Here is a 15566-nt window from a genome sequence, read left to right as displayed (position 1 = left end):
ACGGCAGCGCCGGCCGGCCCCCGCGCGGCGCGGCGCTGGTTAGCGCTGCGGGCCGGCGTGCTTGACCATCTCGTCCCACTCGACGATCTTGATGCGCTCGCGGCCGTGGGGCTCGCCGGCGGCTTGCTCGGCGGAGTTGAGGCGGTGCCAGCCGGCCCAAGTGGTCACGGCGATATCGCGGGACTCTAGGAGATCCAAGATGTCTTGCGGATCGCGCTTGGTCGCAGGCTCTAAGTCGCCGGACTTGTAGTCCGCCAGCAGCATGGTGGTGGTGTCCTTGGCATCGGATTTGGTATTGCCAATAAGCCCCACCGGGCCGCGCTTGATCCAGCCGGTGGTGTAGAGGCCGGGGAGCTTTTCGCCGTCGACATTGGCAAGCACGTGGCCGCCGTCATTGGGCATGGTGGCGGTGGTTTCGTTGAAGGGGATGCCGTCAACGGACTGCGGGTGGTAGCCCACCGCGCGGTAGACCGCCTGCACGGGCCACTCGGTGAACTTGCCGGTACCGCTCACGGAGCCATCGCCATTGAGCTGGGTGCGCTCGGTTTTGATGGCGGTGACGTGGCCGGCATCGCCAAGCACCTCTACCGGGGACTCGAAGAAGTGGATGTAGAGCTTGTGCGGGGCATCGCCAGGTTCGCGCATGGCGTAGGACTCCAGGGTCTGGCAGACCAGGTCGGTGGACTTGGCGGCGCGGCGGGCCTCCTCGGAAGCCTCGTCGTACTCGATGTCCTCCGGGTTGACGATGACCTCGATGGTGGGGGACTCATCGAGCTCCTTGAGCTCCTTCGGCGTGTACTTGGCCTGCGCCGGGCCGCGGCGGCCAAAGACGTGGACCTCCTTGGCGCGGTTTTCCTTCAGGGAAGAGTAGACGTTGTCTGGGATCTCCGTCACCAGCAGCTCGTCGGCAGTCTTGGCTAGAATGCGGGACACGTCGAGCGAGACATTGCCCACGCCCACGACGGCGACGGACTCCGCGGACAGGTCCCAGTCGCGCTCGAAGTTGGGGTTGCCGTCATAAAAGCCCACGAATTCGCCGGCACCGTAGTTGCCCTCGAGATCCTCGCCGGGGATTCCCATTTCCTTATCGGCGGTGGCGCCGGTGGCGAAGATGATGGCGTCGTAGTAATCGCGCATCTCCGTGACGGTGATGTCCTTGCCCACTTCGATATTGCCCAGGAAGCGGATTTCTTCCTTCTCCATGATGTTGTGCAGCGACTGCACGATGCCCTTAATGCGCGGGTGATCCGGGGCAACGCCGTAGCGAATCAAACCAAAGGGCGCGGGCATCTTTTCAAAGAGATCGATCTGCACGTCCACATCGGATTTTACGAGGAGGTCAGAGGCGTAAATGCCGGCCGGTCCGGAGCCGACGACGGCGACACGCACTGGGCTAGTCATCTGTTTAGGGTGTCCTTTCTTTAGGTTTTCTCACATTCTACGCGGTGGCAATGTATTAATTGTCACGGTGCTCACAACCCCTAGTTTAGGAGGGCGCCAGGGCGCGGAAAAGCGGCTGATTCACGTACAGTGGAGACGTCACCACGTGCTAGTAACTGTGATGTACGGCATAATGTTACGGCGCGTGTTCCCAGAGTTCCCCGTGACGGTAAAGGAAAGGTAATCCGCATGTCTGCATCCCAGTCCACAGTGTTAAGCTCCATCGGCCGCGGCTTCGATGGCCTCGATATTCCCGCCTTGGCGAATAGCCTTGGCGCTGAATTGCTCCGCTTAGAAGATTTTGATCCCACCGTGGCGGATGTTTTGGCCAACGCGCCCACCGCCACTGCCGATGCCCTCCTGGTCCAAGGCACCGGCGAGATCTCCTTCGATGCGGAGGTCGCCGCCGCGCTGGGCCTGCCGCTGGTTATCATCTCCGGCGCCCCTGAGCGCGCGGCGGAGCTGGCGCAGCGCAAGGCCGAGTCCCTTGGAGCCACCGTGGCCGGCGTTTTCACCGATCTGGAGGCCGTGCCCGGTGCGTTGCAGGCCGCTGAGGAGACCGCGCCCGTCATGTCCGCGGACCTCTTCCAGAAGCAGCTCATCGACCAGGCCCGTTCCACCGGCTCCCACATCGTCCTGCCCGAGGGCGATGATGATCGCATCCTTGAAGCCGCCGATGCCCTGCTGCGCGATGAGGTCGCCCGGCTGACCATCTTGGGCAAGGAATCCGATATCCAGGCCCGCGCCAAGGAGCTGGGGCTGGATATTTCGGGCGCCGATATCATCGACCACCTGGAATCGCCGCTAGCAGAGGAATTCGCCGCGGACTTCGCGGAGCTGCGCAAGAAGAAGGGCGTGACCCTGGAGCAGGCCCGCGAGACCATGCAGGACATCTCCTACTTTGGCACCATGATGGTGCACAAGGGGCTTGCCGATGGCATGGTATCCGGCGCCGCCCACACCACCGCCCACACCATTAAGCCGTCCTTCCAGATCATCAAGACCAAGCCGAATGCCTCGGTGGTCTCTTCCATCTTCCTGATGGTCATGCGCGGGCGCCTGTGGGCCTTCGGCGACTGCGCCGTGAACCCAAACCCCACCGCGGAACAGCTGGGCGAAATCGCCGTGGTCTCCGCGCAGACCGCGTCCCAGTTCGGCATCGACCCGCGCGTAGCCATGCTGTCCTACTCCACCGGCGCTTCCGGCACCGGCCCGGACGTCGAGCGCGCCATCGCGGCCGTCGAGGCCGCCAAGAAGCTGGATTCCTCGGTGAAGGTGGACGGCCCGCTGCAGTTCGACGCCGCCTGCGATCCGGGTGTTGCCGCAAAGAAGATGCCGGATTCCGATGTCGCCGGTAAGGCCAATGTCTTCGTCTTCCCCGATCTGGATGCCGGCAATATCGGCTATAAGACCGCGCAGCGCACCGGCGGCGCCTTGGCCGTGGGCCCCATCCTGCAGGGACTGAACAAGCCGGTCAATGATCTATCCCGCGGCGCTACCGTTCCGGACATCATCAATACCGTTGCCATTACCGCTATCCAGGCTGGAGAGAAATAAATGTCATACGTACTGGTCCTCAACTCGGGCTCCTCATCCATCAAGTTTCAGCTAGTGGACCCAACCGCTAGTGCCACGGATGATCCACTCGTATCTGGCCTGGTGGAACAGGTTGGCGAGCCGAGCGGCGCCATTACCATCAAGGTCGGCGGGGAAAAGGTCACTGAGGAACTGGAAGTTCCCGATCACTCCTTTGGCCTAAAGCGCGCCTTTGACCTGATGGATGATCATCAGGTGGGAACGAAGGACGTCGATATCATCGCCGTGGGACACCGCGTCGTGCACGGCGGCCGCCTCTTCTCGGAACCGCAGCTCATCGAGGATCAAATTGAATCGATGATCGAGGATCTCATCCCGCTGGCCCCGCTGCACAACCCGGCCAACCTGGACGGCATCCGCGTTGCGCGCAAGATCCTGCCGGATATTCCGCACGTGGCGGTCTTCGATACCGCCTTCTTCAATACCCTGCCGCCGGCCGCAGCGCTGTATGCCATCAATAGCGAGGTTGCCTCCAAGTACGATATCCGCCGCTACGGCTTCCACGGCACCTCACACGAGTTCGTCTCCCAGCAAGTGCCGAAGATCTTGGACCGCGATCCGGAGCACACGCACCAGATCACGCTGCACCTGGGCAATGGCGCCTCTGCGGCGGCCATCCGCAATGGCCGTGCCATCGATACCTCGATGGGCCTTACCCCGCTGGCTGGTCTCGCCATGGGTACGCGTACCGGTGATATCGACCCAGGCATCATCTTCCACCTGGTGCGCCAGGCGGGCATGAGCATCGACGACATCGATAAGCTGCTCAACAAGCAATCCGGTGTCAAGGGCATCGCGGGCGTCAATGACTTCCGTACGTTGCGCGAGCACATTGATAAGGGCGATGAAGACGCATGGCTGGCGTATAACATCTACATCCACCAGCTGCGCCGCTTCATCGGCTCCTACATGATTGCCCTGGGCCGCGTGGACGCGATTACCTTCACCGCCGGCGTGGGCGAAAATGACACCGAGGTGCGCCAGGACGCGCTGTACAACTTGGATATGTACGGCATCGACTTTGATAAGGAGCGCAACCTCGTCCGCTCCGATGAGCCGCGGGTCATCTCCACCGATGATTCGCCCGTCAAGGTCTTGGTGGTTCCCACCAACGAGGAGCTGGCCATCGCGCAGAAGTCTGCGGAGGTCGCCGCCCAGGCGCGCGAGGCCGGCCTTTTTAAGTAGGCCCTAGAAGGTGGTGATGGGCCGGACCTGGTTGGCCAAGTCCACCAGCGCGTAGCGGTGGCGGCTAAACGGGGCCTGGCGGGCAAGGGCCCGCAGGGTCTCGGCCAGGCCGGTGCGCAGGCCGCGCTGGGTAAAGGCGTACTCGAAGAGATCGTTGGGCGAGGACGCCCGCGCGAGATCGGCGTTGCGCAAAAAGTTCAGTCCCGCGGAGATGACGGCGATCTTGATTTGGAGAAAGCGCGGCTCGTTGGTGGGGACTTCTTCGAGGCGTCGGGCAGCGCGGCGAATGCGCGATTCCGATAGATTGTGCACGATAAGCTGCAGCACGGTGGTCAGCAGCGCCATACGGAAGTGACGCGAGGCATTGGGGACCTTATCCAAGGTTGCTACGGACAGCTCCACCTGCCCTTCCGCGCGCAATTGGCGGGCAAGCCCAAAAGCGGAGGATACGGTCGTGGGGTTGGTGGCCCAGACGATGCCGTACAGGCGCATGGAATTAAACCGCAGCGCGCCCGGGTCTTGGGTGACATGCGACCAGATTTCTGGCTGGCCCTCAAAGGCGGAAGAGGGGAGATCGGCCAGGGTGGAGTAGAGGTTGGAGCAGGCGCGGGCTACGGTGGCATCGATAAGCGATGTTTCACTGTAATCAATTTGCTGCAAGATGAGCTCATTGATGGCCGCGATGGCGAGCTTGGGGGCGGCCTCGCCGGGCAATAAATCGAGGACTGTGGCGAAGTATTCCTGCGCATCGATGTAATCATCGTGCAAGAGCTCGGTGATGCCGGCGTACCACTGGTAGCGCCAGTCTTGGCCGAGGCGGTCCTCGATGGAGCCTAACCACTGGCGGGCCTCGTCGGTATAGCCCAAATCAATCATGGAACGCACCACGCCGAGGGGAATCTCGGCGGAATGCTCGTATTCCGGAGTCCGCATGGCTTGGCGCAGGGTCTCGAGGGCTTCCTGCGGCTCGGCGTAGGACGTACCTTGTAGCAGGCTGGCGCCGACATCGTCGCGGTCTACCAGGGGCGTCGGCAAGGCGGAGACGACCTCGGGTGCGGTGATTTGGATGGTGCGGTCGATGCCATCGATAAGCTGATCCGTGCGAAAGACCAGGTGCTTGGTGCCAAAGGTGGTACGTTGCGGCGAGAAGAGCGAGTGCTGGGAGGGGTACTGGCGGCCGTCGCGGATGGCCAGTACCTCGCGCAGCACGCCGTAGAGCTGGGTGCGCAGCTCCTTGATGGAGCTAAACCGGCGCTGCGGATCGCGGTGGGTCGCGCGCAGCAGCAGGCGGTAGAGGGAGAGGAAACGGCGCAGCTCCGGCTCCTTGGACGGGTTGGGGATGCCTGGGAGGAAGACGCCGTCCTCGCTGGGCAGCTTGAGGCATAGCGCGGCCAGGGTGCGGCCGATGGTGTAGATATCGCTGGCGATGGACGGCCCCTTGGACGCGACCTCCGGGGCCTGGAAGCCCTGGGTACCGTAGATAAACCCGAACGCCCCGATGCCGGAGACCGCGCCCAAGTCAATGAGCTTGACCTGGTCCTCGGTGACGATGATGTTATCCGGCTTCAGGTCGTTATAGACCACGCCGCGCGAGTGCAGGTACTCCAGCGCCGGCAGGATTTCCAGGATATAGCCAATGGCAATGTCAACGGGCAGCAGCTCGTTGGGTTGCTTATTGCGCCTGCTTCTTAGCGATGGCCCGCCCACGTACTCCATGACTATGAATCCACCCGGCACGCGGTCATCGTCGATAAAATTAAAAATCTTGACGATGCCCGGGTGGGTAATGTCTGCCAGAAACTCGCGCTCCGCCTCGGCCGCGGCCGTCTCATCGGCGGACTTTTGGGCCTGCATGCCCTTGAGCACCACCACGCGCCCGGAGACGTAGTGGTCATTGGCCAGGTAAATCCAGCCCATACCGCCGTGGGCGATGACGCCGAGGATTTCGTATTGCTCCGCGACCATATCGCCCGGTTCCAGCTGCGGCGGCGGAACCTTTTTGCCCTTGATCTTCTCTTTGGGGTCGATGAGGGCGGCGGTGGGATCGGCCGGGGTGATAAACGGCAGGCGCACCATGCCATCAGCAACCGGCCGCTCGGTGCGCTGCGTGCCGCGGCGCTCGCGGAAGGTATCGATCGCCTGCCGGCGCGAGCGTTCCGAGGACTTTTCCTGGGCCGTTTTCTCATCGCGCTCGCTCTCGCGCTGAGCACGGATATTCTCTAAGTCCGCGAGCAGGCTGGAGAGGTGATCCGGGTCGATGGAACCGTCGTCGTCTTCATCGTCATCGGCGAAAGGATCAAAGGCCACCGCCGAAGTCCCCGGATCCCCGCGGTGCTCGATGGGTTCGCTCGCGAATGGGTCATACGCCACGGCCGCCGTGCCCACTCCGCCGGTATCGCCGGCGTTGCCGCTCTCGTCGGCGGTGTTTCCGTTTCGCGCACCCTGGGCCGCGGTATCCTGACCAGCCGTGCTTTGGCCTGCCGTCCTTTGTCCAGCTGTGCTTTGTCCAGCTGTGCTTTGGCCCGAAGTGCCCTGGGCTGCGGTGTTTGGGCCAGTCGTACTGCCGTCCGCTGTTTGCCTGCTTGTTGCCTCCGTATCCGGGAATGCAGCGGCAGGGGCCGTGCCAGGGACCTGCGCCGCGGCGGTATCGACATCAGCTTCGCTAGTGCCATTGTCGCTAGCATCAGCGTTGTGAGTGGTGGCCGCGGTATCGGCCCCGACGTCGCGGTTGGCAGGTCTGCGGTTGGCAGCGTTGGTGCTCGCGGTGGGGGAGTCCGCGCCGGCGTTGGCAGCGGCGGTATCCGAGCCAGCGGCGGCGTTGGCGGCGTTGGTGTCAGCGTCATCGGCTGTGCTGGCTGTGTTGGGGGAATCGGCGGCGTCGCGATCGCGGTCCTGGCTGCGGTCTGGGTTGGAGTCTTGGTCGCGGTCCCGGTCGGGGTCAGCGTCGCGGTAGGAAGCCTTGGTGGGCTGCCGGAATTGGCGCTGGGTATCGAGGTTTTCGGGCTCGAGGTATTCGAGCTCGTCTTCGCTGAAATTCGGGTTATGGTTCATGACTTATCTTCCTCGATGTATGTCCCTGACGGCAGGGTGGGCTCGTCTAGGTAAGCACCTAGCCACCTATCAAAGATGTCGGACCACGTCCCGTCGCGGCGGATGCGCTCCAAGGTGGAATTGACTTGGCGCAGCAGCGGGCGGGTGTCATGATCCTTGTTGGGAAGGCGCGCGGCAACGCCGTAGTTCTCGGTCTTTAAGGGTTCGCCCACGATGGAGGTGTAGGAATCCTGCGCGGCCATGCCGGACAGCAGGGCATCATCAACCACCACGCCATCGGCTTGGTTGAGCTGCAGCGCCATGAGGCAATCGCCCCAGGAACGGGTGATGAGGATATCGGACTGGGGGGCGCGCTCGCGGATGGTATCCAGCGCGGTGGACCCGCGCACCCCGCACAACCTCTTGCCATCGGCGTCATCGATGGAATTCATCCCGGAGCTGGTGAGCACCAGCATGCGGGTCTGCGTGGTCATATAGGGGATGGAAAAGGCCACTTCCTTCTCGCGCTTGGGGCTAATGGTCATGGTGCGCACGATGATATCGACGGTGCCATTATCCAGCGCGGCGGTGCGGTCGGAGGATTCGACGAAGCGGAAATCCACCTTATTGGGATCGCCGAAGATATCACGGGCAATCTCGTGGGCGATATCAACCTCGAAGCCGCGGACATCGCCGGAGGCGGCATCGCGGTAGCTCAGCAGGTTATTGGAGCGGTCCACGCCCACGATAAGGCGCCCGCGCTTGACGATGTCCGGCACCCGCTCCTTCGCCGTTTGATCATCCGGCCGGTAGGTGCCTTTGAGCTTGGTATCGTCTTCCTGCTTGGGCGCGTTGGTGCCGGCCTCTTCTATGGAGGAGCCTTCCGGCAACGGCGGGCCAGGGCTGGCATCGAGTGCTTGCTGCTCGGGCGATTCCAGCGGCGGGACGGAGCGAATATCGCAGCCGGCCAGCGCGAGGATGCTGCAGGTTGCAACGATGGCGGTAAGGGGTGCTCGGTAGCGCATTAGAGGTACTCCTGCAGTCGGGGACGAATGCCCAGCCACACCGCGAAGATGGCGCACAGGGTGAGCAGGAAGACAGCGGAGGAGACCGCGGTCATGGCGGTCAGTCCGCGCTCTAAGTAGGTGCGCATGGCGATGCGCGCCTGGCCGATGAGCTCTGAAAGCTCGCTATCGAGCTCATTAAAGGACTGCGCGGCGGTGGTCTCGCCATCCTCGGGATCGGTGATGGTGGCCTGGTAGACGGCTTCGTCATAGTCGCCTTCGCTTAGCGCAGCCATGAGCTTTTCGTGCGAGTCTTGCCACTTTTCGGTGGCGGCGCGGGCGCTGTGGATGAGCTCAGGATCGTTGACCTCGACATCATCATCATGCAGTGCGCTTTCATAAGCACCCAGCGCCTTTTCGATGGATTCCACGGATCCGGAAAATCGCTCGAGCGTATCTTCCTCAGAGGAGCGCAGCACCAGCGCGAGGGTTTCTGAGGTGCGCGCCTGCTGGGCCTCAATGCGCGAGGCGGTCAGCGAATCCCACGGGCGCGAGGCCGTTTCAAAGCCCTGATGGCCGGTGGACCAAGTGGCCAAATTAGACAGTGCGACCCAGAAAATGGCCAAGAAGAGCAGCACCGTTGCGGTTAAAAAGCCGCGGTTAAACCGGCGGCGGGTCTGGCGCCACAGCCACCACTGCGCCACGATGAGGAAGAAGACCGCCGCCAAAAGGCCAGATAGCGGCACCCACTGCGGCGAGGTGAGCTTTTGCTGCTCCTGGTTGACCTTTGCGGTGGTCAGCTGGAAAAGCTCAGAGGCTGCCGGCAGGATGTGCTCGCGCATGAGCGAGGAGGCATTGGACATATAGGAATTAGCCACGGCATTGCCGGCGCGGTGGTTCGAGCGCGCCTTTTCAATCATCGCGGTATAAATGGGCAGCTCGCGCTGGATGAAGGTAACGAGATCGCGCACGCGGGCATCGTCAGGCGTGGTGCCCAGCACGGATTCGGTCGCAGCAATGGAGGCGGCATCGATGGCATCGTTATAGCGCTCGCGGTTGCCCTCTGATTCCACGCCGGCCTGCACGAATCCGGTGGTCGCGATGGTATCTGCCACCGATAGGGAGCTATAGAGGTGATGGGCCGCATTGGACATCGGCTCAGTGGTATTGAGAAGCTCGTCGAGGTCGGAGTGGCGGGCGGCGGAAGATTGGGACATCGATAAGCCGGCGGCCCCTAAAGCCACTGTGAGGATCAGGGTGACGGTAAAAAGCTTGCCCGGGGTAGTGGAAGCGAAGTAATAAAACCGCCGCAGCAGGCGCGCCGGGCCCGCAAACCATTCCATGGCGCGGTGGGTCAGCCCGCTTAGGGCCGGGCGAGAGGGTGCGGTAACCTCATCCAGCCAGTGATCGCTGGGGTGAGCGTCCTCACCGCGCTCTGACTCTACCCGCACTGCCTGCTCAGTCATTCACTTAGAATAACGCCCCTAGTGTGCTGGGCGCCACCATTTACCCGCGTGTGTGGCTAGGATAGGAAATATGCATAACCCTCACAGTGGAGACGGCTGGGCGGCGGGCCCCAGTGGCATTCGCGTATGGGGAAAATTCGGTGCCGCCGGCCTCTTCCTCGTCGCTGGGCGCGAGGTGCTGCTGCAACACCGCGCCGCGTGGACCAATCACGGCAATACCTGGGGGATTCCCGGCGGGGCGCGGGACTTACAAGAAAGCCCCACCCAGGCCGCGCTGCGGGAAACGCACGAGGAATGCGCCATCGCGCCTGCCGATGTCGAGGTGCTCGACACCCAAGTAACGGCCGGGCCCTATCCACCGGCGGGGGATTTGCCGGGGGAGTGGACCTATACCACCGTGCTGGCGCGCACCCGCAGCGGCCTGCGCCTGCCCACCACCGCCAACGAGGAATCCCACGAGCTGCGCTGGGTGGGCCTAGATGAGGTGGAAAAATTACCGCTTATCGCGCCATTTCGCCACGCCTTTCCCGCCCTGCGGCGGCGGGTGGAAAAATTGAACCGGTAAGGTATCCAAAAATATGGCATTCTAGTGCTCATGATTGAAGTACAAGGACTGACTAAGGATTACGGGTCTGTCCGCGCCGTTGAGGATCTCACCTTTCAGGTAAAGCCCGGTGTGGTCACCGGCTTCCTGGGGCCCAATGGTGCCGGCAAATCCACCACCATGCGGATGATCGTGGGTCTAGACGAGCCCACGGCCGGTGAGGTTCGCGTCAACGGCAAGCACTACCGCGATCTCGCGCACCCGCTGCGCGAGGTGGGCGCGCTTTTGGACGCGAAGGCGGTGCATCCCAACCGCACGGCCGCGAATCATCTGAAGTGGATGGCGGCGGCTAACGGCATTCCCACCTCCCGCGTGGATGAGGTGCTGGGGCTGGTGGGGCTTTCCGATGTCGCCGGTAAGAAAGCCGGCGGCTTTTCCCTCGGCATGGGCCAGCGCTTGGGCCTTGCGGGCGCGCTATTGGGCGATCCGGGAATCCTCATCCTGGATGAGCCGGTCAACGGCCTGGATCCAGAGGGTATCCGCTGGGTGCGCCAGCTCGTGCGCGCGCTGGCCGCAGAAGGCCGCACCATTTTGATTTCCTCCCACCTCTTGTCCGAGATGGCCCAGACGGCTGACCACCTCGTGGTCATTGGCAAGGGGAAGATGGTTGCGGATAAGCCCACCCACGAGTTCGTCCGCGGCCACTCGCAGTCCTTGGTGTACGTGCGCTCTAACCACCTTCCGGAATTCGGGGAGGCCCTCAAGAAGGAGGGCGTTTCCTTTACCGAATCCAAGGACGAGGAGGGCCGCCCGCGGCTCGAGGTCATCAACCAGACCACCGAGTTCGTGGGCGAGCTTGCCTATTCCACTGGGGTGCCGCTGCACGAGCTCACCCTGAAAAGCGCGTCGCTGGAGGATGCGTTCATGGATCTCACCGGCGATGCCGTGCAGTATCACGCCGGCACGCCTGGTGCCTCGGGGACGCAGGCAGGTCAGTCGGGACAGGTCGGCCAATCCGGCCAGCCAGGCCAATCCGGTGGGTTCGCCCGCCCCAACGAGCAGGAGGTTTAATCCGCCATGTTGAATATCTTGAAATCCGAGTGGATTAAGCTGCGTACCACCCGCTCCTTCTGGTGGACCACCGCACTATTCCTCCTGTTTTCGTGGGGCTGGGCCGGCACCAGCGCCGCGTTGATGGAGCCGCTCGAGCCGGAGGCCATTGACATGGGCTTCCAACTTATTGAGCCCGAGTTTACCGTCGTATTCCTGGTGACCTTGGGCCTGCCTGTGCTGATGATTCAGGCCATCATGCTGGTGACCACGGAATATCGCTTCGGCACCCAAGCGATTACCTTCATGGCCTCCCCGCGGCGCGGGAGCGTGGCCGTGGCCAAGCTGGTCTTATACGCGGTCATCGCGGCCGTACTGACCTTCATCGGTGTGGTGGGCGCGTACCTGCTTACGGATCTGCTTGCTGATAGCTCCATTTCCGCCACCTTCGACCCCTGGAACGATGAAGTCGGCCGCGAGCAGCTGTGGAAGTACCCGCTGGCCGCAGCCCTCGTGGTGGCCTTTGCCCAAGGCGTTGGCATGCTCATTCGCCAGACCGCGGGTTCTGTGGCGCTATGCCTCATTCTGTACCTGGGCGTGGACCAGATGGTCAGCATGATTCCCGTCGTCGGCGATAAGATCGGCAGCTACATGCCCTTTACCGCCTTCCAGAATTGGCTGTTCAATACCCCAGTGGATAACGCGCTGTGGACGGAGGCCGCAGGCAGCGGCGTCGTATTCTTCATCTGGGCCGTGGTGCTGTGGGCCCTCGGCGTGCTGGTGCTGCACAAGCGCGATGCTTAATCGCTGCTCCCCAGGGTTAGTCCCTGGGGAGGGAGCAACGGATGCCTTGGGCGAGGCGGTCTTAGCCTTGCGAAGGATTCGGGGGTTGGGAGGGGCATCGGCAAGCAAAGCTTATTGCAGGGCCGAAGTTAGCCGCATGACGTTATCGACGTAGCGGCGGACAAAGCCGCGCTGGTTCCACTCCTCAAGGGTGAGCTCGTGGCAGACCGCGCGGTAATTGGCGGCGAGCTGGTTGAACTGGGCGAGGAGATCGCCCTTGGCCACGAGCATGGTGGTCTCATAATTGAGGCCGAAGGACCGCGGGTCCATATTGGACGAACCGAACATGCACAGCGGATTGAACTCTTGGTCATCCGGATCCGTGATGATGAACTTGGAGTGCAAAACATAAGGGTAGGGGAATTGGTAGATATGCACCCCGGCCTCAAGCAGCGCCTGGTAATACGAGGACTGGGCGTGGTTGACCATGAATTGGTCCGCGGTATCGGAGACATAAAGCTCCACATCCACCCCGCGGTAGCAGGCGGTGGTCACGGCCTCTAAGAGGGATTCATCCGGCACGAAATACGGCGAGCACAGCACTAGGCGCTGCTTGGCGTGGTGTACCAGGGAATTAAACATGCGCAGGTTGGGCTCGGTGGTATAGCCGGGGCCGGAGGGAATCATCTGCAGGTAGTTGGCGTCGACTGTTTGGGCATCGTCATAGGGCAGCTCATCTAGCGGGAGGTTCTCGCCGGATTCGGTGTACCAATCCACCGCGAAGACCGCGGTCATGGCGGTGACGATGGGGCCAGATAGCTCCACCATGTAATCGATCCAAAAGCGGTCAGTGGTTTTATATTGGCGCTTGATCAGGTTGATGGAACCGATAAAGCCGACCTCGCCATCGATGATGACGAGCTTGCGGTGGTTGCGCAGATCCGGGCGGCGGAAGCGGCCCTTGTGCAGCTGGATGGGCAGCATGAGGCGCCAGTCCACGCCGATGTCTGTCAGTTTGTCCCCCAGCGAGGAATAACCCTTGTACTTAAAACTGCCAATCTGATCCAGTAGCAGGCGGACCTTGACGCCGCGGGCGGTGGCGCGGGCGAGGGCCTGGAAAAACACATCCGTGACCTCGTCCCAGGACTGGATATAGACCTCGATGGAGACGTACTTTTCGGCGCGGTCCACGGCCGCGGCGATGGAGCGAATGCATTCATCGTAATCCGCATGCAGGCCTAGGTTGTGGCCAATGAGCGCTGGAAAGCCGGTTAACTCGCGGTTGAGCTTGATGACGGATTCCACCTCGGCCGACAGGATGCCCTTCGGGTGATCCGGGGTGCGGGCGGAAATATCCTCGAGGCGCTCATTGGCCTCTTGCTGGATGCGGTGGCGGCGCCGGTTGATATACGGCGAGCCCATGAGCAAAAACAGCGGCAGGCCGATGACGGGCAGCACCAAAATAGCCAGCAGCCATGCCGTGGAATTGGAGGGCCGGCGGCCTTCTGGCACGAAGCCGACGGCGATGATCTTGATGGAATAATCGACGATGAGGAAGGCCAGCTGCCAGAAGCTGAGATCGAGCGACCAGGTCATTTAACGCACGGAATCGAAATCGGGCAGATCGAAATCTGCATGAAGCGGGCAGTGATCGGAGGTCTTTTCGCCGGCGCGCTCCTCCATGTCTACGCGGGCGCCGGTGACGTGCTTGGCCAAAGGCGGCGAGGCCAGCTGGAAATCGATGCGCATACCTTCATTCTTTTGAAAGCGCATCCCCTTGTAATCAAAGTAGGTATAGCGCTGGTCCTCGGTAAACCGGCGCGTGACCTCTTCGAGGCCGGCCTCCTCAAGCATCTGGAAGGCGGCGCGCTCGGGTTCGGTAACGTGCGTCTTGCCGCGGAATGCCTCGATATCCCAGACGTCTTCATCGCGCGGGGCGATATTGAAATCACCGGTTAAAAGCAGCTTGGATTGGGCACGGCCGGCGGCGTAGCGGGCGAGCTGGTAGAGGAAGTCCAGCTTGTAGTCATAGTGACGGTCCGTGATCTCGCGGCCGTTGGGGATATACAGCGACCAGATTTCTACCCCGCGGATGCGCGCACCAAGCGCCCGGGCCTCGCGGTCCTGGGGCTTTTCTGGGTCCTTGGCAAAGCCGGGCTGGTGGGGGAATCCGGTAAAGACTTCTTCCGGTTCCTCCTTGGAAATGATGGCCACGCCATTCCACTGGTTCAGGCCATGGCAGGTGACGTGGTAGCCGGCGTCCTCGAAGGCCTCGCGGGGGAATTTATCGTCCTTGACCTTCGTCTCTTGTAAGCACAGCACGTCGATGTCGTGCGTGTGGAGAAGGTCCAGCGCCCGCTGGGCGCGGGTGCGAACGGAGTTGATATTCCACGTGGTGATGCGCATGGATAATACAGTACCGCGCGGGCAATGGCCCGGACTAGTCCAGGCCGCGGGCGGCGGGCTAGTCGCGCAGCCGGGCGTAGATCTGGCGGTGTTGCTCGATGAACCCCAGCTTTTCGTACAGGCGAATGCCGGCGGTATTAGAAGCCAGGACATCGAGGTAGGCGTGCTTCGCGCCCTGCTCGCGCCCCCAGCGCAGCATATGCTCGCCCAAAAGCGCTCCTAAGCCCTGGCGGCGGTGCGCGGGCGATACCTCCACGGCGGAGTATCCCAGCCAGGCGGTGCCGTCGCCGGATTCGGTGATGGTGCCGCGGGTGATGGCGACGGTCTCGCCGCCAATAACGAGCTGCCCAAAGCCCATCGAGCCCTCGATGCGGGCGCGCAGGTATTCCAGGGCCTGGGCGGGTAGCGCCTGGCCGCGGAAGTGGTACATCTGCAGCCACGCTTCATCGGGTTGGTCATCGATGCGAAACTCCGCGCCGCTGGGGTGGGAGCCCGGGATCTCGGCGGATAGCGCCTCGAGATCGCGCAGGACCATGACGAGGATTTCGGGTTCGGTGTGCCAGGTGGCATCGGCAAGCAGGCGCTCTGCAGGCTTGCCAATGCGCTCCGGGATGAGCAGGCGGACCGGGAGATCGTGGCGGCGGTAGAACTCCGTGATTTCCGCGAGCGGCACCGGGTTGAAGCCCGCGGAGGGCCCGAGCGGGACGGCGGAATTGGACCGGCCCGTCACGCCATCGCCGGCGCGCATGAGCCAGGCGCCGTCCGAGGTCCACGTGTGTTCCTTGCCGGGAAAGGCCTGGGCGGTGGCGTATTCGACGGCGCGGATATCGGAATTGCGCACCATGCGCGGTGAAAGGCGCTTGATAATCTTCAGCTGCTCGGGGGCGATTTCCACGGCCTCGAGATCGGAAGGGTAGCCGCCGACCTGCTGCGGGCGGATGACCAGCGGCTCGAGGCTGAGGACGTGGCCAATGACATCGCTATGTACCCCGCCGAAATCGCGCCGGGCCACGACGCGATCGCCTACCTGCACGTTATCGGAGCGAAAGATGCCGGACATGA

The 15566-nt window shown here is 62.6% G+C and carries 12 protein-coding genes; 5 read left to right on the top strand and 7 right to left on the bottom strand.

All coding sequences use genetic code 11. The features are described 5' to 3' along the window. Nucleotides 1-39: 39 nt before the first annotated feature. A complete protein-coding gene (locus tag HMPREF1261_RS00740) occupies nt 40-1401 on the bottom strand; it encodes an FAD-dependent oxidoreductase (protein ID WP_005284969.1) in 1362 nt (453 codons plus the stop codon). 228 nt (nt 1402-1629) lie between these two features. On the opposite strand from HMPREF1261_RS00740, the gene pta reads away from it, so the two are divergent. Both pta and HMPREF1261_RS00730 read left to right on the top strand, forming a co-directional pair. Next, entirely contained in the window at nt 1630-2997 is a 1368-nt protein-coding gene (gene pta, locus HMPREF1261_RS00735; protein ID WP_023029282.1) for a phosphate acetyltransferase, read from the top strand. Continuing rightward, entirely contained in the window at nt 2998-4221 is a 1224-nt protein-coding gene (locus HMPREF1261_RS00730) for an acetate kinase (RefSeq protein WP_023029281.1), read from the top strand. A gap of 3 nt (nt 4222-4224) precedes the next feature. On the opposite strand, the gene HMPREF1261_RS00725 is transcribed toward HMPREF1261_RS00730, so the two are convergent. The 3 genes from HMPREF1261_RS00725 to HMPREF1261_RS00715 are packed head-to-tail and all read right to left on the bottom strand — an operon-like array spanning nt 4225 to nt 9721. Beyond that, the gene (locus HMPREF1261_RS00725; protein ID WP_023029606.1) at nt 4225-7272 is read right to left on the bottom strand and encodes a serine/threonine protein kinase; all 3048 of its coding nucleotides are present in this window, start codon (nt 7270-7272) and stop codon (nt 4225-4227) included. Next, the gene (locus tag HMPREF1261_RS00720) at nt 7269-8276 is read right to left on the bottom strand and encodes a glutamate ABC transporter substrate-binding protein (protein WP_023018022.1); all 1008 of its coding nucleotides are present in this window, start codon (nt 8274-8276) and stop codon (nt 7269-7271) included. The genes HMPREF1261_RS00725 and HMPREF1261_RS00720 overlap by 4 nt, the downstream gene beginning before the upstream one ends. Further along, entirely contained in the window at nt 8276-9721 is a 1446-nt protein-coding gene (locus HMPREF1261_RS00715; protein WP_023029605.1) for a hypothetical protein, read from the bottom strand. The genes HMPREF1261_RS00720 and HMPREF1261_RS00715 overlap by 1 nt, the downstream gene beginning before the upstream one ends. A 70-nt stretch (nt 9722-9791) precedes the next feature. Here HMPREF1261_RS00715 and HMPREF1261_RS00710 point away from each other — a divergent pair, with 70 nt between their 5' ends. Genes HMPREF1261_RS00710 through HMPREF1261_RS00700 form a run of 3 tightly spaced genes read left to right on the top strand, consistent with a single transcriptional unit; the run spans nt 9792 to nt 12119 of the window. Then, nucleotides 9792-10286, top strand: a complete 495-nt coding sequence (locus HMPREF1261_RS00710; protein ID WP_023029604.1) for an NUDIX domain-containing protein — start codon at nt 9792-9794, stop codon at nt 10284-10286. A 30-nt stretch (nt 10287-10316) separates the two neighbouring features. After that, entirely contained in the window at nt 10317-11336 is a 1020-nt protein-coding gene (locus HMPREF1261_RS00705; protein ID WP_023029276.1) for an ABC transporter ATP-binding protein, read from the top strand. A 6-nt stretch (nt 11337-11342) separates the two neighbouring features. After that, nucleotides 11343-12119, top strand: a complete 777-nt coding sequence (locus HMPREF1261_RS00700) for an ABC transporter permease (RefSeq protein WP_023029275.1) — start codon at nt 11343-11345, stop codon at nt 12117-12119. A gap of 111 nt (nt 12120-12230) precedes the next feature. Here the strand turns inward: HMPREF1261_RS00700 and HMPREF1261_RS00695 are convergent, their stop codons facing one another. Genes HMPREF1261_RS00695 through HMPREF1261_RS00685 form a run of 3 tightly spaced genes read right to left on the bottom strand, consistent with a single transcriptional unit; the run spans nt 12231 to nt 15564 of the window. Continuing rightward, nucleotides 12231-13694 (bottom strand): phospholipase D-like domain-containing protein, encoded by a 1464-nt coding sequence (locus HMPREF1261_RS00695; protein ID WP_023029274.1) that lies wholly within the window; start codon nt 13692-13694, stop codon nt 12231-12233. Continuing rightward, entirely contained in the window at nt 13695-14504 is an 810-nt protein-coding gene (locus tag HMPREF1261_RS00690; protein ID WP_023029603.1) for an exodeoxyribonuclease III, read from the bottom strand. A 58-nt stretch (nt 14505-14562) separates the two neighbouring features. Next, a complete protein-coding gene (locus HMPREF1261_RS00685) occupies nt 14563-15564 on the bottom strand; it encodes an N-acetyltransferase (protein WP_023029602.1) in 1002 nt (333 codons plus the stop codon). Nucleotides 15565-15566 lie beyond the last annotated feature (2 nt).

The sequence above is a fragment of the Corynebacterium sp. KPL1818 genome, assembly GCF_000478135.1.
In the GTDB taxonomy this organism is placed as follows: Bacteria; Actinomycetota; Actinomycetes; order Mycobacteriales; family Mycobacteriaceae; genus Corynebacterium; species Corynebacterium accolens.
Note: the sequence above shows the minus strand (reverse complement) of the source record. Positions and strands in the feature narration are given on the sequence as shown.

Bases quoted from the DNA above. Each gene is read 5' to 3' on its own strand.
- HMPREF1261_RS00740 (WP_005284969.1), bottom strand. From the start codon at position 1,401: ATGACTAGCCCAGTGCGTGTCGCCGTCGTCGGCTCCGGACCGGCCGGC.
- pta (WP_023029282.1), top strand. From the start codon at position 1,630: ATGTCTGCATCCCAGTCCACAGTGTTAAGCTCCATCGGCCGCGGCTTC.
- HMPREF1261_RS00730 (WP_023029281.1), top strand. From the start codon at position 2,998: ATGTCATACGTACTGGTCCTCAACTCGGGCTCCTCATCCATCAAGTTT.
- HMPREF1261_RS00725 (WP_023029606.1), bottom strand. From the start codon at position 7,272: ATGAACCATAACCCGAATTTCAGCGAAGACGAGCTCGAATACCTCGAG.
- HMPREF1261_RS00720 (WP_023018022.1), bottom strand. From the start codon at position 8,276: ATGCGCTACCGAGCACCCCTTACCGCCATCGTTGCAACCTGCAGCATC.
- HMPREF1261_RS00715 (WP_023029605.1), bottom strand. From the start codon at position 9,721: ATGACTGAGCAGGCAGTGCGGGTAGAGTCAGAGCGCGGTGAGGACGCT.
- HMPREF1261_RS00710 (WP_023029604.1), top strand. From the start codon at position 9,792: ATGCATAACCCTCACAGTGGAGACGGCTGGGCGGCGGGCCCCAGTGGC.
- HMPREF1261_RS00705 (WP_023029276.1), top strand. From the start codon at position 10,317: ATGATTGAAGTACAAGGACTGACTAAGGATTACGGGTCTGTCCGCGCC.
- HMPREF1261_RS00700 (WP_023029275.1), top strand. From the start codon at position 11,343: ATGTTGAATATCTTGAAATCCGAGTGGATTAAGCTGCGTACCACCCGC.
- HMPREF1261_RS00695 (WP_023029274.1), bottom strand. From the start codon at position 13,694: ATGACCTGGTCGCTCGATCTCAGCTTCTGGCAGCTGGCCTTCCTCATC.
- HMPREF1261_RS00690 (WP_023029603.1), bottom strand. From the start codon at position 14,504: ATGCGCATCACCACGTGGAATATCAACTCCGTTCGCACCCGCGCCCAG.
- HMPREF1261_RS00685 (WP_023029602.1), bottom strand. From the start codon at position 15,564: ATGTCCGGCATCTTTCGCTCCGATAACGTGCAGGTAGGCGATCGCGTC.